Origin of the sequence: Enterobacteriaceae endosymbiont of Donacia sparganii (assembly GCF_012569045.1) — a bacterium.
Lineage (GTDB): Bacteria > Pseudomonadota > Gammaproteobacteria > Enterobacterales > Enterobacteriaceae.
This window is the reverse complement of record NZ_CP046196.1, coordinates 218,725-238,283: the sequence shown is the minus strand read 5'-3', so window position 1 is coordinate 238,283 and position 19,559 is coordinate 218,725. Positions and strand designations below refer to the sequence as shown.

Here is a 19,559-nt window from a genome sequence, read left to right as displayed (position 1 = left end):
TATAATTTATTTTTAACATAAGATCGAAAATATGTTAATAAAAAAAGAAATACAATTAATATTATGTAAATTTAAAAAAATACTGATAGCATACAGTGGAGGTATAGATTCTACGGTATTATTATATAATTTAGTACAATTAAGAAAAAAATATCCTATTTATTTAAGAGCTATTTATATTAATCATAATTTAAATTATCAATCTAATGATTGGATGAAATTTTGTTTTTTACAATGTAAAAAATGGAATATATCATTTTTATATGAAAATATAAATATTAAAATAAAAAGTAATATAGAGCAATATTACCGTGAAAAAAGATATCAAATTTTTCAAAATTTTATAAAAAAAAAAGAAATTTTAGTTACGGCTCATCATTTAGATGATCAATATGAAACTTTTTTTTTATCTCTAAAAAGAGGAAGTGGGCCAAAAGGATTATCAGGAATGTCTAAAATAAAAATAATTAATAATATTAAATTATTTCGTCCTTTAATTAATATAAATAAAAAACAAATATTTTATTATGCTATAAAAAAAAAATTAAAATGGATAGAAGATCCAAGCAATAAAGATATAAAATATGATCGTAATTTTTTACGTAATATTATTTTACCTAAAATAACTAACAGATGGCCATTTTTTAAAAATTCAGTTATTAAATCTATTAAAAATTGTCAAGAACAAGAAGATTTATTAACAGATTTAATAAATCCAGTATTAATTAAATTAATACAAAAAGATAATAGTTTATTTATTAAACCATTATATAATTATAGTATAATAAAAAGAAATTTTATTATTCGTAAATGGATAGAATATAATAAATATTACAGTATGCCTTCTAGAAAAGCATTATTTATTATATGGAATGAAATTGTTTGTTGTAAAAATAATAATAATTCTCAAATTAAGATAGGAAAATATTCTATTAGAAAATATAAAAATTATTTATTTTGTATAAAATATTTTCCTTGTTTAAAAAACAAGATTTTATTATGGAAAAATCTTAAAATTCCTTTTTTATTACCTAATAAATTAGGAAAATTAATAATATTATATTTTAATATTAATTATAAAAAACAATCAATTTACATTAGAAAACCTAAATATAATGAAATTATATACATAAAATTTAATATTACAGGGAAATATTATTTTAATAATTTTAAAAATAAAAAAAATATTAATAATATATGGAAAAATTTGTCTATTCCTAAATGGAAAAGAGAACAAATTCCATTATTATTTTATAATAATAAATTTATTGCAGAATTAGAAAATAAATTAATTACCCAAGAAGGTAAAGCTACTTTTTCTAAAAAAGATAATTTTTTTATTTTTTGGGATAAAATATATTAAAACATTTATTTAACTTAATTTTATTAAAAATAAAATCAATAATTAAATGAATAGAAATAATTTCTTTAAACCCTGTTTTTCTATATTTATATTCAACATTATTATTAATAATATTATTATTATTAATGGTAATAATATGTGGTATCCCAATAAGATCCATATCTGTAAACATAACTCCTGGGGTTTCATTTCTATTATCAAGTATAACTTTTACTCCTAATAACTTTAATTTTTTATAAATTAAAAAAGAATATTTTTCAACTATAGAATATTTATACATATTAATTGGAATAATAGCTACTAAAAAAGGAGCTAATAATGAATTAGACCAATATATCCCTCTTGAATCATAATTTTGTTCTATTACAGCTGCAATTAACCTTGATATTCCAATTCCGTAACAGCCCATATATATTGGTTGTTTAATTTTTTCTTTATCATATATATAAGTATTCATTAATTTAGAATATTTTGTCCCAATTTGAAAAATATGAGCAACTTCTATACTACGTTTAATTTGAAAATTTTTATTTTCTAAAATTAGATTTTTATTATTTAAATAACTAATATTATAAATAAATTTAGGAATAGATAAATTTATATCCCAATTTGTATTAATAAAATATTTATTTTTAATATTAGCTCCTATAATAAAATTATACATTCTAACTATAGAATAGTCTCCAATAATAGGTATTTTTAAATTAAAAGGTCCTATTGAATTTATATTTATTTTAAATATTTTTTCTATTTCAATTTTTGATAAAATTTTTATCACTTTATTATCAATTTTTTTAATTTTATGAAAATTTAATTTTAAATCTGCTCTAATTAATAAAGCAATAAAAGGATTTTTTTTATCAGATTTTTTTATAATAATTGTTTTAATAATATTTTTAATAGATAAATTACAATATTTAGCTAGTTCTTCATTAGTTAAACAATTTTTTAAAATTAATATTTTTTTTTTAAGATGTTTTTTTTTATTTATATTATATTTTTTTTTAATAAAATTTTTTTTTAATTTTTTATCTAAAAAATATTTATTTTCTTTAGATACATTAATTGAATCTTCTCCATTTTTAGATAAAATATGAAATTCATGAGAAATATCACCACCAATAATATTATTTTCTGCTTTCACGATTAAATAATTTATATTGATAAAATCAAATATTTTTTTATAAGTTTTTAATACAATATCGTATGTTTCTTGTAAAGAATTTTTATTTATATGAAAAGAATAACTATCTTTCATTAAAAATTCTTTAGTACGAATAACTCCTAAACGAGATCTTATTTCATCTCTAAATTTAGTTTGAATTTGATATAAATGAATAGGTAGAGATTTATATGATTTAATCTCATTATTTATTAAATAAGTAATAACTTCTTCATGTGTAGGTCCTAAAACAAAATTATTTTTTTTACGATCTAAAATTTTTAATAATTCTTTACCATAATCATTTACACGACCACTTTGTTTCCATATACTAATTGGATGTAATATAGGTAATAATAATTCTATTGCACCTATATCTTCCATAAAGTAACGTATTATTTTTTTAAAATTATTAATTATTCTTAATCCAGTGGGTAACCAAGTATATATTCCAGAAGATAATTGTCTAATCATTCCTGATTTTAGCATTAAAGAATAACTGTTTATATTTTTATCATATATTTTGTTTTTAGATGTAAAAAATAAGTATTTAGTAGTTAACATTAACACTCCTTTTAAAGAATTTAAATATTATTTAATTTATTAAATAAATGATTTAACCAATTTAAAAATAATAAATTACCATGACTTCTCCAATTAATTTTAGGTATTAATTTTTTATTATTTAAAGGATAATAATTATATGGTATATCAATATTTGATTTATTTTTTAAATCATTTAAATATTCTTTATTTATTGTTAATGCATCATATTCTGGATGACCAGTAATAAATATATATTTATCATTATTACTAGAAAAAAGATATACACCTGCTTTTTCTGAAGCAGAAATAATTTTAAAATTAGTATAATATTTTATAAAACTAAAAGAAAAATTAGAATATCTAGAATGAGGGACAAAAAAATAATCATCAAATCCTTGAACTAAAAAATGATTTTTTAATAAAGTTTTATGTTTAAATATACCTAATAATTTTGATTTATTAATTTTTTTAGGTATATTATATAATATATTTAATATTGCTTGTACAGACCAACAAATAGATAAAATAGAATTTACATGATATTTAGCCCAAAGTATAATTTTTACGAATTCTTTCCAATATCTTATTTCGGAAAAATTAATTAATCCTAAAGGAGCTCCTGTAATAATTAATCCATCATAATATTTATGATTTATTTGTTCTAAATTTAAATAATATTTTTTCATATGATTAATAGATAAACTATTAGATGATTTACTATCATTTATACATAATAATGAAAAATCTATTAATAATGGAGAATTAGATAATAATCTAATTATTTGGTTTTCTGTTTCTATTTTTTTAAACATTAAATTCAAAAAAAGTATCTTAAGTTTATTATCATAAAATTTATTTTTTTGAGATTTTGTTAATAAAAAAATATTTTCTTTTTTTAAAAAATTAATAGCAGGTAATTTTTTGGGAACTATAATTGGCATGTATTTAAATTCCTTATTTAAATATTTAAATATATAAATATTTTTGATATTACTAAAATAGTAAATATATTTTATTAAAAAACATAAAATATTTAAATAAAAAATAATATATTTATTTACTTAGTAGTAAGATAATGTATTTTTTTTATGTAAAGTTACATCATGTACTCCTTTTATATTTGGAAAATTATGTAATATTTCTTTTTCAATCCAATTTTTAAGAGTATAATTACTCATTGAACACCCTTGACAACCACCATGAAACTCTAATAATACAATATTATTTATTGTTATATTTTTTAATGTAATAAATCCTCCATGATTTAATAATTTAGGATTAATTATATTTTTTAAAAATTTATTAATATTTTTTTCTAAATTTCTAATATTTGTTTTAATTTTTATATTTTTTTTATTTAAAATTATAAATTTTAATTGTTTAGATAAATTTTTTTGTATAATATCTATTTTAATATTTTCTAAAAATTTTAAACTATTAACTTCTACAAAAATATCTAATTTTTTAAAATTTAATTTTATATCATTTTTTTTAATTTTTTGTATTTCATAAAATGAAACATTACCTTTAAAGGTATTATTTTTAATAAAAACTTTTATTCTAATACATGTATTAGGATCTTTTTTAGATAATAATTTTAAAAAATATTTTTGAGCTAATTCTGTAATTTGTAACATAATTAATAATAAAATTATTTTAAATATTTATTTTAAATAATATATGTTTTATTTAAAAAAACAATCTTTTTAAAAAAAAATTTTAGAAAAATATATATTTAAAATCTTGATTTTTTAATATAAGATAAAAATCTATTATTTAATTATTTAATTTATAATATATAAATATTAATGAGAAATAATATATGCGTCCAATGCTTAATATTGCTATACGTCTAATACGTAATATTGGTAATATTATTATTAAAAATTATGAAATACAAAATATAAATATAAATCATTATAATTATGATATTAATATATTTATAAAAAAAATTAATCAAAATTTAATTAATATAATTACTAAATTATTTTATAATATATATGCAAAAAATATTATTTTTTTAAGTAAAGAAAATCTTTTTATTTTTAAATATAAAAAAACTGTATGGATTATAAATCCTATAGATGGAATTATGAATTTTTTAAAAAAATTACCTCATTTTTCAATATCTATTGCTATTTGTATAAAAGAAAAAACTGAAATTTCTTTAGTATATGATCCCTTAAAAAATGATTTATTTACAGCAATAAGAGGACAAAATGCTCAATTAAATGGATATAAATTACGTTGTGATAAATATATAAAACAGAAAAACTTATTATTTGCTTTAAATACTAATTATTTTTTTTTTAATAAAAATAATATTAATTTATTTAATTTATTTAAAAATAATTTAATTTTACTTAGAATGAGTGGTTCTATATCTTTAGATTTAGTATATTTAGCAGCAAATAAAATTGATTGTTATATTAATAATAATGTAAATAATTTTAATTATTTACTTGCTGGTGAATTAATAATAAAAGAATCTGGAGGTTTAATAACTGATTTTATTGGAAATTATAATTATAAAAATTCTTCAAATATATTAGCTGGTAATTCTAGTATTATAAAATTAGTAATGTCTAGTATTAAAAATGTTTTATAAATAAATAATTAATTTTAAATTATAAAAATTGATTATTTTGGATATATAATAATGATTATAAAAAAAATAAAAAGTAGAATAACATCTAAATTACAACCTATATTTTTAAAAATTAATGATATTAGTCATGATCATGATAATAAAATAACAAATTTAATAACTCATTTAGAAATTATTATTGTAAGTAATATTTTTATTAAAAAATCATTAATTACTCGTCATAGAATAATATATCATATTATAGGTAATAAATTAAATAATATTCATTCATTTTCATTAAATACTTATACTTTAAATGAATGGGAAAAAAAGAATAAAATATATAAAAATTTTTAAAAATTTATTTTATAAAATTTTATAAAATTATTTTTGATTAAAGGATAATAATGTTATATAAAAAAAATAGTAAAATTATTGAAAAAAATCAAATAAATACAATACCAATTGTAATTGAACATACCTCAAGAGGAGAGAGATCATATGATATTTTTTCTAGACTTTTAAAAGAACGTATTATTTTTTTAACAGGTACTATTGAAGATAGTATGGCAAATTTAATAGTTGCACAAATTTTGTTTTTAGATTCTGAAGATTCTAATAAAGATATATTTCTTTATATAAATAGTCCTGGAGGTGTAATTACATCAGGTATGTCTATTTATGACACTATGCAATTTGTAAAATCAGATGTTAGTACTCTCTGTATAGGTCAAGCATGTTCAATGGCTGCTATTTTATTAGCTTCTGGTCATAAAAATAAAAGATTTTGTTTACCTAATTCTAGAATAATGATTCATCAACCTATGGCAAGTTATCAAGGACAGATAACAGATATAGAAATTCAAACTCAAGAAATTTTAAGAATAAAAAATTATATAAATAAAATTATATCATTACATACAGGTAAATCTATTGAAATTATTGAAAAAGATACAAATAGAGATAAATTTTTATCAGCTAAAGAAGCAATAAAATATGGTTTAGTAGATAATATTATTTGTAATAAAAAATAATATTTATATTAAAATTTATAAAATTAATTTTTTTATTTAGTAAATAATGAGGGTTTTAATGATAGATAAAAAGGAGAATTTAAATATAGTGTTATGTTGTTCTTTTTGTAAAAAGAAACAAAATGAAGTTAATAAATTAATATCAGGAGGTAATTCAATTTTTATTTGTGATAGATGTATTATTTTATGTAATAATATTTTACAAAAAGAAAAGGAAAATAAATTTAAAAATATATCTGATAATAAAATTTTTAAATTACCAACACCACATGAAATTTTTAATTATTTAAATAAATATATTATCAGTCAATCAAAAGCTAAAAAAATATTAGCAGTATCTATATATAATCATTATAAAAAATTAAATAATTATAATAAAAAAAATAATATACTTGAAAAAAGTAATATTCTCTTATTAGGTCCAACTGGAAGTGGAAAAACATTATTAGCTGAAACATTAGCACGTTTTCTTAATATACCTTTTGCAATTGCAGATGCAACTACCTTAACAGAAGCAGGATATGTAGGAGAAGATGTAGAAAATATTATCCAAAAATTACTACAAAATGCTAATTATGATATAGAAAAAACTCAAAATGGCATAATATATATTGATGAAATTGATAAAATTGCTCGTAAATCAGAAAATGTTTCTATAACTAGAGATGTTTCTGGAGAAGGTGTTCAGCAATCTTTATTAAAATTAATTGAAGGTACTATTGCTTCTATCCCACCTAAAGGTGGACGTAAACATCCACAACAAGAATTTATTCAAATAAACACTAAAAATATTTTATTTATTTGTGCTGGTTCTTTTTATGGACTGGAAGATATTATTTCTAATAGAATTAACAAATCTATTAGTATAGGATTTCATTCTAAAATTAAAAAAAACAAAAATATTTATTTAAATAAATATAAATTTTTTAAAAAAGTACTCCCTGAAGATTTAATAAAATTTGGATTAATACCAGAATTTATAGGACGTTTACCTATTTTAGTTTCATTAAATGAATTAAATGAAAAAAAATTAATAGAAATTTTATTAAAACCTAAAAATTCTCTTATTAAACAATATAAAACACTATTTGAATATGAAAATGTTAAATTAGAATTTAGTAATAATGCTATTAAAACAATAGCTAAAAAAACAATTTTTTTAAATACTGGAGCTAGAGGTTTAAGATCTATTTTAGAAAAAGTATTATTAAATATAATGTATGATATACCTTCAATAAAAAATATTTATAAGGTTAAAATTAATAATAAAGTTATGAATAACTTATCTGAACCTATTATAGAATATAAAAAAAATAATTTTTAAAAAAAAATATTAATTAATTTTTGTTATATATATAAAAATATATTTTTAACGTATTATAATAATAAAGAGAGAAATCTATGAATTCTGAGAATTCAGAAAATATTATAATCCCTGTTTTACCATTACGTGATGTAGTTGTATATCCTTATATGGTAATCCCTTTGTTTATTGGAAGAAATAAGTCTATACGTTGTTTAGAAGCTGCTATGAAAAACGATAAAAAAGTTATGTTAGTTGCTCAAAAAGAAGCATCTAATGATGATCCTAAAACAAATGATTTATTTACGGTTGGAACAATTACATCTATTTTACAAATGTTAAAATTACCAGATGGTACTGTTAAGATATTAGTAGAAGGATTATATCGAGCAAATATAACTACTTTATCAGATAATGATAATTATTTTACAGCTAAAATAGAGTATTTATCTTCTCCTATTCTTGAAATTAAAGAAAAAGAGGTTTTAATTAGAGCTGCTATTAATCAATTTGAAGGATATACTAAATTAAATAAAAAAATTCCACCAGAAGTATTAGGTTCTTTAAATAATATTGATGATGCTGCTAAATTAGCAGATACTATAGCAGCTCATATGCCTTTAAAATTATCTAATAAACAGTTAATACTAGAAATGTCTAATGTTAATGAAAGATTAGAATATTTAATGGCTATAATGGAATCTGAAATGGATTTACTACAAGTAGAAAAAAAAATTCGTAATAGAGTTAAAAAACAAATGGAAAAAAGTCAAAGAGAATATTATTTAAATGAACAAATAAAAGCTATTCAAAAAGAATTAGGAGAAATAGATGAACATCCTGATGAAAATAAAATATTAAAAAAAAAAATAAAATTAGTAAAAATGCCAAAAGAAGCAAAAGAAAAAACATACTCTGAATTAAGAAAATTAAAAATGATGTCTCCTATGTCAGCAGAAGCAACAGTTGTTAGAGGATATATTGAATGGATGATACAAATTCCATGGAATATAAAAAGTAGATTAAAAAAAGATTTATGTAAAGCAAAAAAAATATTAGATCAAGATCATTTTGGTTTAGAATCTGTAAAAGAACATATTTTAGAATATTTAGCTGTTCAAAACAGATCTAATAAAATTAGAGGTCCTATTTTATGTTTAGTAGGCCCACCAGGTGTAGGAAAAACTTCATTAGGAAAATCAATTGCAAGAGCAACTGGACGTAAATTTATTAAAATAGCATTAGGAGGTATAAAAGATGAAGGAGAAATAAGAGGACATCGAAGAACATATATTGGTTCTATGCCTGGAAAAATTATCCAAAAAATGGCAAAAACAGGAGTAAAAAATCCATTACTATTATTAGATGAAATAGATAAAATTTCATATGATATGAGAGGAGATCCTGCATCAGCATTATTAGAAGTGTTAGATCCAGAGCAAAATATTGCTTTTAATGATCATTATCTAGAAATAGATTATGATCTATCAAATGTTATGTTTGTTGCTACTTCTAATTCTTCTGTACATATACCATTACCTCTCTTAGATCGAATGGAAGTTATTAAAATAACAGGTTATACTGAAGATGAAAAGTTAAGTATAGCAAAAAAATATTTATTACCAAAACAATTTAATCGTAATTGTTTAAAAAAACAAGAATTGTTTATTAGTAATAAAGCTATTATAGATATAATAAGATATTATACTAGAGAATCAGGAGTTAGAGGATTAGAAAGAGAATTATCTACATTATGTAGAAAAACTGTTAAAACTATTCTAATAGAAAAAAATATTACATCTATTAAAATAGATCATTTAAATTTAAAAAATTATTTAGGTGTACAAAAATTTGATTATGGTAAAGCAGAAAATGAAAACTTAATCGGTCAAGTTACTGGATTAGCATGGACAGAAGTTGGAGGAGAATTATTAACTATTGAAACTGTATGTATTCCAGGTAAAGGAAAATTAACATATACAGGTTCTTTAGGAGAAGTTATGCAAGAATCAATACAGACTGCTTTAACTGTAGTAAAAGCAAGAACTAAAAAATTAAATATTAATACTGAATTTTATAAAAATATAGATATTCACGTTCATGTTCCAGAAGGAGCAACACCAAAAGATGGGCCTAGTGCTGGTATATCTATGTGTACAGCTCTCGTATCTAGTTTAACTAATAATCCTGTAAAAGCTAATGTAGCTATGACTGGAGAAATTACTTTAAGAGGACAAGTTTTAGCTATTGGAGGATTAAAAGAAAAATTGTTAGCTGCTCATAGAGGTGGAATTAATATTGTTTTAATCCCAGAACAAAATAAAAAAAATTTAGAAGATATACCGAGAAATATTATTACAGATTTAAAAATTTTAACAGTAAAAAATATTGAAGAAGTATTATTATTAGCTTTACAAAATAAACCATATTAAGTATTAATAAAAAAATATTTATTAAATATTATTACTTTAATTAAAAGTAAAAATTATATGTTAGAACAAATAATTAATTTAACTAAAAAACTTGTTAAATGCCATTCTATTAGTCCTTTTGATGCTGGTTGTCAAAATATTTTAATAAAAATTTTAAAACAATTAAAATTTAATATTAATTTAATTAATATTCAAGATACAAATAATTTTTGGGCAATACATAATAATAAAAATATTCATAATACTTTAGTTTTTGCTGGTCATACAGATGTAGTCCCTCCTGGAGATATTAAAAAATGGAAATTTAATCCTTTTAATGCTGTTATATATAAAAATATGTTATATGGAAGAGGAGTTTGTGATATGAAAGGTTCTTTAGCCGCAATGTTTTTTGCGGCTAAAAAATTTATTATAAATTATCCTAATTATAATGGCCGTTTAGCTTTTCTTATTACTTCAGATGAAGAAAGTAATGCAAAAAATGGAACTATTCAAGTTATTAATAAATTATTAAAAGAAAAAGAAAATTTAAACTTTTGTATATTAGGTGAACCTACAAGTAATAAAATTATTGGAGATAACATTAAAAATGGAAGAAGAGGTTCATTAAATATTCAATTAAAAATAATAGGTATACAAGGTCATGTTGCTTATCATCATTTAGCAAAAAATCCTATTCATATGATAATACCATTACTTAATGAGTTAATATTAATTAAATGGAGTAAAAAAAATAGTTTTTTCCCTAAAACTAGTATGCAAATAACAAAAATTAGTTCAAATATAAAAAATTATAATATAATACCAGGAAATATTATTTTATATATAAATTTTCGTTTTAATAATGAAATATGTTATAAAAATATATTAAAAATATTAAATAATATTGTAAAAAAATATATAATTAATTATGAAATAAAATGGGAATTATCTGGGTTACCTTTTTTAAGTATTAAAGATACTAATATATTAGAAAAAAATTTAATAAAAGTAGTTAAAAAAAGTATTTATGCTATTAATCACAAATATCCTACATTAATTAATAATGGAGGAACTTCTGATGGACGTTTTATTATAAAGACAGGTGCACAGATTGTTGAATTAGGATTAATTAATTCAACTATTCATAAAATTAATGAATGTGTTCATATAAATGATTTATATATTTTATATAAAATATATTATAAAATAATAAAAGAAATTTTACTTTTTTAAATTATTTAAAAAATTTATATATTTTATATTTATTTAATTAGTATTATTTTTAATATAAATTTTTTTTAAAATATTTTATATAATTTAAAAATTTTTTATTAAAAATAAAATTTCTATTTAATTTAAATATTAAAATATTTATAAATAATTAAATTATAAATATTTTTTTAGTATTATTAAAATAAATTTTCCTTATAAAATATTATTTTTATTATTAAGAATATCTGTTACTGATCCTGTATATATTTCAGCTGCTATTCCTATAGACTCATAAAGAGTTGGGTGTGCGTGAATAGTTAACGCAATATCTTCTATATCACATCCCATTTCAATAGCTAATCCTATTTCTCCTAATAATTCTCCTGCATTATAACCAATAATACTTCCACCTATAATTCTATTAGAATTTTTTTCTACAACTAATTTAGTTAAACCATCTTCTTCATTAGAAGATACAGCTCTTCCTAATGCTGTCCAAGGAAAAGAAGAAATTTTATAATCTATATTATTTTTTATAGCATCTTTTTCTGTTATTCCTACCCAAGATATTTCTGGGTTTGTATAAGCAATAGATGGAATAACTTTAGGAACAAAATAATGATTTTTTCCTGAAATAACTTCAGCAGCTAAATGCCCTTCATGAATCCCTTTATGTGCAAGCATAGGATGTCCTATAACATCTCCTATTGCATAGATATTAGGAATATTAGTTCTCATTTGATTATCTACATTAATAAAACCATCATTATTAATTAAAATTTTATTAAGTTTTTTATTTATATAATTAGAATTAGGTTTTCTTCCTATGGCAATAAGAATAATATCATATTTTTTAGAATAAATAGATCGATTATTATCATTAGTCATATGTACTTGTAATAAATTTTGGCTATTATCTATTGATATAACTTTTGTTCCTAGTATAAAATTAAATTTATTTTTTACAGTTTTTTTATAAACATTAATAATATCATTATCAACTTCTGGTAAAAAGTTATCTGAAATATCTATTATATCTATATCAGAACCAAAAGCTTGATATATTGTTGCCATTTCTAAACCAATAATTCCACTTCCTAAAATCATCATTTTTTTAGGAATTTTTTCTAAAAGTAAAGCATCTGTAGAATTCCATATTCTATTATCTTCATAGGGAATAAATGGTAATTTTACTGGTTTAGATCCAGTTGCTATTATTGCATTTTCAAATAAAATTTGAATATTTTTTTTATTAATAACATTTAAACAATTTTCTGTTTCAAAAAAACTCATTCCATTTATAATATCTACATTACGATTTTTTGCAAGAAACTTTAATCCATTAGTTAATTTATTAATAATATTTTTTTTTAATTTAATAATATTATTAATATTTATTTCAATTTTATTATTAAAAATTCCTTTTTTAAAAAAATTTTGATTTTCTTTAATAATTTTTGCTATATGTAATAATGTTTTAGATGGTATACAACCTACATTTAAACAAACTCCTCCTAAATTTGGATAATTTTCTACTATTATTGTTTTTAAACCTAAATCACTACAACGAAAAGCTGCAGAATATCCTGCAGGTCCTCCTCCAATTACAACAACTTGAGTGTTTATTGTATTTTTCATGATAATCTCTTTTATTAATTAAAAATATTAAATATTATATATATAATTTTTTTTAAATTATATTAAAATATTTCTTAAATCAGATATTAAAGTACAAATATAATTTAAAAAATTAATACCTTCAACTCCATTTATTACTCTATGATCATAAGATAATGATAATGGTAATATAAGTTTTGGTATAAACTTATTTCCATCCCATATAGGTTTTATACTAGATTGTGATATACCTAAAATAGCTACTTCTGGAGCATTAATTATAGGTGTAAAAAAACTACCTTTAAATTGTCCTAAATTAGATATTGTAAAACAACCTCCTTGCATATCATTAGGATGAAGTTTATTATTTTTTGTCTTATTTACAATATTACGTAATATTTCTGATAAATTATTAATACTTTTATGTAAAACATCAAATATTACAGGAACAAATAAACCTTTAGGAGTATTAACAGCAATTCCAATATTAAAATATTTTTTAATTATTAAATTTTTATTATCATTTGATAAAGAAGAATTAAAATTAGGATATTTTTTTAAAGCATGCGCACATATTTTAATCATAAAACTTAATAAAGTTAATTTAATGTTTTGTTTTTTTTGATAAAATTCATTATTTTTCTTAATTCTAAATTTTTCTAATTCTGTAATATCAGTTTCAATATGTTGTGTAACATGAGGAATATTTTTCCAATTATTAGATAAGTTTTTACTAGTAATTTGTTGTATATTATTTAAAATAATTTCTTCACAAGAACCAAATTTTTTATAATTTAATGAAAATGTTTTAAAATCATTATTTTTAAAATTTTTTTCATTTTTTACATATTGTAATATATCTTCTTTAGTAATTCTATTTTTTAAACCACTAGCTTTTATATTTTTTAAATTAATTTCTAATTTTCTTGCCATTTTTCTTATAAGAGGAGAAGCATGTATATATGTTTCTAAATCTAAAGTTTTATTTTTTTTAATTATATTGTTTTTTTTAATTAAAATATCAGAAACTTTTATTTTTTTAGCTTCTATATTAGAAGTTCTTAATGTTTTTAATTCTATTTTTTTTTTTTCATTATTTAATATTTCTAATATTACATCTCCTTTATGAATTTTATTACCTATAGATATTAAAATTTTTTTAATAATACCATTTTGGTTAGCAGGTATTTCAATAGATGTTTTATCACTTTCTACTGTAATAATAGGTTGTTCTTTTAAAATTTTATCTCCTTCTTTTACTAAGATATCAGTAATTTTCATCTCCTCTATTCCTGTATCAGGAAATATTATTTTTGTATACATATTATCTCTTTATTATGAAATTCTAGGATTATTTTTATTTATATTAATTTTATATTTTTTTATAAAATATAAAATTTTTTTTAAGTTAATAAGATTTAAATCTAATAATATATTTAATACAGAAAGTACTACATACAATTCATTAATTTCAAAAAAATCACGTAAATTTTTACGACTATCAGATCGTCCAAAACCATCAGTTCCTAAAACAAAATAATTATTTGTGGGTATATATTTACGAATTTGTTCTGCAAAAAGTTTCATATAATCTGTAGCTGCTACTGTTGGATAATTTTTCATTATACTTGTAATGTATGGAATACGACGTTTTTCAAAAGGATGTAATAAATTCCAATGATCACAATCTTGTCCTTCTCTAGCAATTTCAGTAAAAGAAGTAACACTAAAAATATCTGAATTAATATTATATTCTTGATGTAATATATCTGCTGCTTTCAACATATTACGTAATATTGCTCCTGAACCTAATAATTGTATATTAATCTTTTTAATATTATTTTTAATAGAAAAAATCTTATATATACCCTTACAAATACCATATTCATGTTTTCTATTCATAGAAGGCATATTATAATTTTCATTCATAGTAGTTATATAATAATATATATTTTCTTGTTTTTTACCATACATTCTTTTTAAACCATGCTGTATAATAACAGCTAATTCATATGCATAAGTAGGATCATAGGAAATACAATTAGGAATTGTAAGAGCATGAATATGACTATGACCATCTTCATGCTGTAATCCTTCACCGTTTAAAGTAGTACGTCCAGAAGTAGCTCCAATTAAAAAACCTCTTGCTTGTTGATCTCCAGCTGCCCAACAAAAATCTCCAATTCTTTGAAAACCAAAAATAGAATAATAAATATAAAATGGAATCATAGGATAATTATTAGTTGAATAAGAAGTAGCAGCAGCTAACCATGATGCAAAAGCTCCAGATTCATTTATTCCTTCTTGTAAAATTTGTCCTTTAATATCTTCTTTATAGTATGTTAGTAATTCTTTATCTTGTGGAGTATATTTTAATCCATTTGAATTATAAATTCCTATTTGTTGAAATAATCCTTCCATCCCGAATGTACGTGCTTCGTCAGCTATAATTGGTACTATTCTATTAGAAATATTATTATTTCTAAGTAAAATATTTAATATACGTATAAATGCAATTGTTGTAGATATTTTATATTGTTTTTTAAATAATAATTTAAAATCATCTAAATTAGGTAAAAGTAATTTTTCTGTAAAATTTATCCTTCTAGAAGGAATATAACCTCCTAATTTTTTACGTTGATTATGTAAATAAAAATATTCTAAAGAATTTTTATTAAGAGATATATAAGGTAATTTATATAAATCTTCATCCTTTATAGGAATATTTAAATTATCACGTATATATTTTATTGTATTAATATCAATTTTTTTAATTTGATGAGCAATATTTTTACTTTCAGCTATTTTACCTAAACCAAAACCTTTTATTGTATGAAATAATATTACTATAGGTTTGTCTTTAATTTCATAAGCTTTTTTAAAAGCTGCATAAATTTTTTTTGAATCATGTCCTCCATAATTTAATTGTTCTATTTCTTTATCAGTAAGATCTTTAACAAGATTTAAAGTTTCTGGAAATTTTCCAAAAAAATTTTTTCTGATATAAGAACCATTTTTAGAATTAAAATTTTGAAAATCTCCATCTAAAGTATTATTTATTAATTGAATTAATTTACCAGTTTTATCTTTAAATAATAAATTTTCCCAACGATTACCCCAGATAACTTTAATAACTTCCCATCCTGATCCTAAAAAAATATTTTCTAATTCATTAATAATTTTTCCATTACCATATACAGGACCATCTAGTCTTTGTAAGTTACAATTTATTACAAAAATTAAATTATTTAATTTTTCTCTTGAAGCTATATTTAGAACTCCTTTAGATTCTGGTTCATCCATTTCACCATCTCCTAAAAATGCAAAAATTTTTCTATTTGTATTTTTTTGTAATTTTCTATTTTCTAAATATTTTAAAAATTTAGCTTGATATATTGAAGAGATTGGTCCTAATCCCATAGATACAGTAGGAAATTGCCAAAAATTAGGCATAAGTTTTGGATGCGGATATGATGATAACCCCTTTCCAAATACTTCTTGACGAAAATTATTTAAATGATTAATACTTATACGTCCTTCTAAAAAGGATCTAGCATATATTCCAGGTGAAATATGTCCTTGAAAATAAATAATATCTCCATTTTCTTTATTATTATATGCTTTAAAAAAATGATTAAAACAAACTTCATAAATATATGAAGATGATTGATAAGAAGCAATATGACCACCTAAATCTAAATTTTTTTTAGAAGCTCTTAAAATAATCATTATTGCATTCCATCTAATAAAAGACCTTATTTTTTTTTCTAAAATTAAATCTCCAGGATATATAGGTTCTTGTTCTCTAGAAATAGAATTAATATAATTATTATCATGTATATCAAAAATAATTCCATTCTTATTAAGATGTTTTATAGTTTTTTTTAATAAAAATTTTGCTCTTTCAATTCCTTCTTCTTTTATCACAGAATCTATGGATTTTATCCAATCACTTGTTTCAATTGGATCCACATCATTATATGATATATAGTTATCTGACATAGGAACTATTCCTTATTTTGATAAAAAATTATATAATATAACTAATTTTAGTTATTTTATAATATAAAATTTTATTAAATTTAAAAATATAAATACAAATTTTATTTATAATTGTAATTTTTATTAATTTTTATATTTATTTATAATCTTTAATAAAAATTATTATAATAAATTTTAAAAAATTTTTTTAAATTTCAATTTTTTAAATATTTATCATTGTTGTAATATCACCTTTTTTTTGTAACCATTTACGACGATCTTCTGCTCTTTTTTTAGCTAATAACATATCCATAATAGAAAATGTTTTATTTATTTCTTTTTCATTATTATTTATTACTAATTGGATTAATCTACGACTATTTGGATTAAAAGTTGTTTCTCTTAATTGAGTAGGATTCATTTCACCTAAACCTTTAAATCTTTGAACATTAATTTTTTTTTTATTATTAATATAATAATTTTTTTTTAAAATCTTAATTTTTTCATTTTCATTTAAAGCATAAAAAATTTCTTTACCTAAATCTATACGATATAAAGGAGGCATAGCGACATAAATATGTCCATTTTTTACTAATGGTAAAAAATGTTTTATAAATAAAGCACATAATAAAGTAGCTATATGTAATCCATCTGAATCAGCATCCGCAAGAATACATATTTTATTATATCTTAATTTTTTTAGATCTTCATTATTAGGATAAATACCTATTGCTAAAGAAATATCATAGATTTCTTGCGAAGATAAAATTTCTTCAGAATTAATTTCCCACGTATTTAAAATTTTGCCTTTTAATGGCATAACAGCTTGAAAATTTTTATTTCTTGCTTGTTTTGCTGATCCTCCAGCAGAATCTCCTTCTACTAAAAAGAGTTCTGTTTGATTTTTATCATGAATTATACAATCAGATAGTTTACTAGGTAATATTGAATTTGTATTATAATTTTTTTTTTTAATAAATTTTTTAGATGCTCTAATACGTTTTTGAGCATTTGCAATAAAAATATCTATTAAAATAACACTAATTTTAAAATTTTGATTTAACCATAAAATAAAAGAATCTCTTACTATATTAGCAACAAATATAGTACATTGCCTAGAAGATAAACGTTCTTTTGTTTGTCCTGTAAATTGAGGATCTTGAACTTTAATAGATAAAACATAAGAACATTGATCCCAAATATCTTCTCCTAATAATTTTATATTTCTAGGTAATATATTATGAAAATTACAAAAATGACGTATTGCATCTAATAATCCTAAACGTAATCCATTAACATGTGTACCTCCATAAGTAGTCGGAATTAAATTAACATAACTTTCAGTAATAATATGATTATTATTTTCTGGTATCCAAAAAAGAGCCCAATTTAAATGTTTAATATCATTAAAATATTCACCTATAAAAGGTGTGCTGGGGATAGTAGGAGTATTTTTTACTGAACTTGTTAAATATTCAGATAAACCATTCTTATAAGTCCAACAAAAATTATCTTTAGTATTATTATTTTTAAAACATACTGTTAAACCTGAGCATAAAACTGCTTTTGCTTTTAATAAGCTTATTAAATTAGACACTAAAAAAGTATGATGTTCAAAAAAAATTTTATTAGGCCAAAATCTAATTTTTGTACCAGTTATTTGATTATTTATATTTTTATTAATTTTAAGATTTTGAATTTTATATCCATTTTCAAAAATTATTGTATAAATTTTATTTTTACGAAAAACACTTACTTCCATTCTTTTTGATAAAGCATTAACTACAGAAATACCTACACCATGCAATCCTCCTGAAAAATTATAATTTTTATTAGAAAATTTTCCTCCTGCATGTAAACGACATAAAATAAGTTCAATAGCTGGTATACCTTCTTGAGAATGTATATCAGTAGGCATGCCTCTACCATCATCAATAACTTCTATTGATTGATCTTTATGTAAAGTAACAAAAATATTTTTTGCGTATCCAGCTAATGCTTCGTCTACACTATTATCTATAACTTCTTGAGCTAAATGATTAGGTCTAGTAAGATCTGTATACATCCCAGGTCGACGTCTTACAGGATCTAATCCTTCTAAAACTTCTATAGAATCAGCATTATATTGATTTAAATGGTTCATTTTTTATTAAGTATATAATAATATTATATTTTAAATATAAAAAAAATCCATTTTTAGTCAATTAATTTTAATAAATATTTATTTTATGTATAAATTAATGTAATTATTTAATTTTATTTTTAACATATTTTATATGATTTATAAAATAAAATTTATTTTTTTTTATTATAACATATTTATCAAAAAAAAATTTTATT

14 protein-coding genes are annotated in these 19,559 nt (G+C 20.0%); 7 read left to right on the top strand and 7 right to left on the bottom strand.

All coding sequences use genetic code 11. From position 1 onward, the window contains the following. Positions 1 to 31 precede the first annotated feature (31 nt). Positions 32 to 1,363, top strand: coding sequence for a tRNA lysidine(34) synthetase TilS (tilS, locus tag GJT98_RS01100; RefSeq protein ID WP_168821031.1), 1,332 nt, complete (start codon positions 32 to 34; stop codon positions 1,361 to 1,363). On the opposite strand, the gene GJT98_RS01095 is transcribed toward tilS, so the two are convergent. The 3 genes from GJT98_RS01095 to GJT98_RS01085 all read right to left on the bottom strand — a co-directional run bounded on the left by GJT98_RS01095 (position 1,338) and on the right by GJT98_RS01085 (position 4,708). Beyond that, entirely contained in the window at positions 1,338 to 3,089 is a 1,752-nt protein-coding gene (locus tag GJT98_RS01095) for a proline--tRNA ligase (RefSeq protein WP_168821029.1), read from the bottom strand. The two genes, tilS and GJT98_RS01095, sit on opposite strands and share 26 nt — an antisense overlap. 20 nt (positions 3,090 to 3,109) lie before the next feature. After that, positions 3,110 to 4,012 carry a homoserine O-succinyltransferase gene (locus GJT98_RS01090; protein ID WP_168821027.1) on the bottom strand — a complete coding sequence of 301 codons (903 nt, stop codon included), beginning with the start codon at positions 4,010 to 4,012 and terminating at the stop codon, positions 3,110 to 3,112. 120 nt (positions 4,013 to 4,132) lie between these two features. Next, the gene (locus GJT98_RS01085) at positions 4,133 to 4,708 is read right to left on the bottom strand and encodes a NifU family protein (RefSeq protein WP_168821025.1); all 576 of its coding nucleotides are present in this window, start codon (positions 4,706 to 4,708) and stop codon (positions 4,133 to 4,135) included. 185 nt (positions 4,709 to 4,893) lie between these two features. On the opposite strand from GJT98_RS01085, the gene GJT98_RS01080 reads away from it, so the two are divergent. The 6 genes from GJT98_RS01080 to dapE all read left to right on the top strand — a co-directional run bounded on the left by GJT98_RS01080 (position 4,894) and on the right by dapE (position 11,642). Further along, on the top strand, positions 4,894 to 5,679 hold the full coding sequence (locus GJT98_RS01080; RefSeq protein ID WP_168821023.1) for an inositol monophosphatase family protein: 786 nt from the start codon (positions 4,894 to 4,896) through the stop codon (positions 5,677 to 5,679). 51 nt (positions 5,680 to 5,730) lie between these two features. Continuing rightward, the gene (locus tag GJT98_RS01075; protein WP_168821021.1) at positions 5,731 to 6,015 is read left to right on the top strand and encodes a BolA family protein; all 285 of its coding nucleotides are present in this window, start codon (positions 5,731 to 5,733) and stop codon (positions 6,013 to 6,015) included. Between the two features lie 50 nt (positions 6,016 to 6,065). Continuing rightward, a complete protein-coding gene (gene clpP, locus GJT98_RS01070) occupies positions 6,066 to 6,692 on the top strand; it encodes an ATP-dependent Clp endopeptidase proteolytic subunit ClpP (protein ID WP_168821019.1) in 627 nt (208 codons plus the stop codon). Between the two features lie 58 nt (positions 6,693 to 6,750). Further along, positions 6,751 to 8,016 carry an ATP-dependent Clp protease ATP-binding subunit ClpX gene (gene clpX / locus GJT98_RS01065; protein ID WP_168821017.1) on the top strand — a complete coding sequence of 422 codons (1,266 nt, stop codon included), beginning with the start codon at positions 6,751 to 6,753 and terminating at the stop codon, positions 8,014 to 8,016. A 77-nt stretch (positions 8,017 to 8,093) separates the two neighbouring features. Further along, complete coding sequence (gene lon, locus GJT98_RS01060) at positions 8,094 to 10,427, top strand: endopeptidase La (RefSeq protein WP_168821015.1); 2,334 nt, start codon at positions 8,094 to 8,096, stop codon at positions 10,425 to 10,427. A gap of 57 nt (positions 10,428 to 10,484) precedes the next feature. Next, positions 10,485 to 11,642 carry a succinyl-diaminopimelate desuccinylase gene (dapE, locus tag GJT98_RS01055; protein ID WP_168821014.1) on the top strand — a complete coding sequence of 386 codons (1,158 nt, stop codon included), beginning with the start codon at positions 10,485 to 10,487 and terminating at the stop codon, positions 11,640 to 11,642. A gap of 192 nt (positions 11,643 to 11,834) precedes the next feature. Here the strand turns inward: dapE and lpdA are convergent, their stop codons facing one another. From lpdA to parE, 4 genes are all read right to left on the bottom strand, one after another. Then, positions 11,835 to 13,259 carry a dihydrolipoyl dehydrogenase gene (gene lpdA / locus GJT98_RS01050; RefSeq protein WP_168821012.1) on the bottom strand — a complete coding sequence of 475 codons (1,425 nt, stop codon included), beginning with the start codon at positions 13,257 to 13,259 and terminating at the stop codon, positions 11,835 to 11,837. A 57-nt stretch (positions 13,260 to 13,316) separates the two neighbouring features. Continuing rightward, on the bottom strand, positions 13,317 to 14,561 hold the full coding sequence (locus tag GJT98_RS01045) for a 2-oxo acid dehydrogenase subunit E2 (protein ID WP_168821010.1): 1,245 nt from the start codon (positions 14,559 to 14,561) through the stop codon (positions 13,317 to 13,319). Positions 14,562 to 14,573: 12 nt separating this feature from the next. Continuing rightward, positions 14,574 to 17,240, bottom strand: a complete 2,667-nt coding sequence (gene aceE, locus GJT98_RS01040; RefSeq protein WP_168821008.1) for a pyruvate dehydrogenase (acetyl-transferring), homodimeric type — start codon at positions 17,238 to 17,240, stop codon at positions 14,574 to 14,576. Positions 17,241 to 17,442: 202 nt separating this feature from the next. Then, a complete protein-coding gene (gene parE / locus GJT98_RS01035; RefSeq protein WP_168821006.1) occupies positions 17,443 to 19,362 on the bottom strand; it encodes a DNA topoisomerase IV subunit B in 1,920 nt (639 codons plus the stop codon). Positions 19,363 to 19,559: the final 197 nt, after the last annotated feature.

Bases quoted from the DNA above. Each gene is read 5' to 3' on its own strand.
- clpX (WP_168821017.1), top strand. From the start codon at position 6,751: ATGATAGATAAAAAGGAGAATTTAAATATAGTGTTATGTTGTTCTTTT.
- GJT98_RS01045 (WP_168821010.1), bottom strand. From the start codon at position 14,561: ATGTATACAAAAATAATATTTCCTGATACAGGAATAGAGGAGATGAAA.
- GJT98_RS01075 (WP_168821021.1), top strand. From the start codon at position 5,731: ATGATTATAAAAAAAATAAAAAGTAGAATAACATCTAAATTACAACCT.
- parE (WP_168821006.1), bottom strand. From the start codon at position 19,362: ATGAACCATTTAAATCAATATAATGCTGATTCTATAGAAGTTTTAGAA.
- GJT98_RS01095 (WP_168821029.1), bottom strand. From the start codon at position 3,089: ATGTTAACTACTAAATACTTATTTTTTACATCTAAAAACAAAATATAT.
- GJT98_RS01085 (WP_168821025.1), bottom strand. From the start codon at position 4,708: ATGTTACAAATTACAGAATTAGCTCAAAAATATTTTTTAAAATTATTA.
- tilS (WP_168821031.1), top strand. From the start codon at position 32: ATGTTAATAAAAAAAGAAATACAATTAATATTATGTAAATTTAAAAAA.
- lpdA (WP_168821012.1), bottom strand. From the start codon at position 13,259: ATGAAAAATACAATAAACACTCAAGTTGTTGTAATTGGAGGAGGACCT.
- clpP (WP_168821019.1), top strand. From the start codon at position 6,066: ATGTTATATAAAAAAAATAGTAAAATTATTGAAAAAAATCAAATAAAT.
- dapE (WP_168821014.1), top strand. From the start codon at position 10,485: ATGTTAGAACAAATAATTAATTTAACTAAAAAACTTGTTAAATGCCAT.
- aceE (WP_168821008.1), bottom strand. From the start codon at position 17,240: ATGTCAGATAACTATATATCATATAATGATGTGGATCCAATTGAAACA.
- lon (WP_168821015.1), top strand. From the start codon at position 8,094: ATGAATTCTGAGAATTCAGAAAATATTATAATCCCTGTTTTACCATTA.
- GJT98_RS01090 (WP_168821027.1), bottom strand. From the start codon at position 4,012: ATGCCAATTATAGTTCCCAAAAAATTACCTGCTATTAATTTTTTAAAA.
- GJT98_RS01080 (WP_168821023.1), top strand. From the start codon at position 4,894: ATGCGTCCAATGCTTAATATTGCTATACGTCTAATACGTAATATTGGT.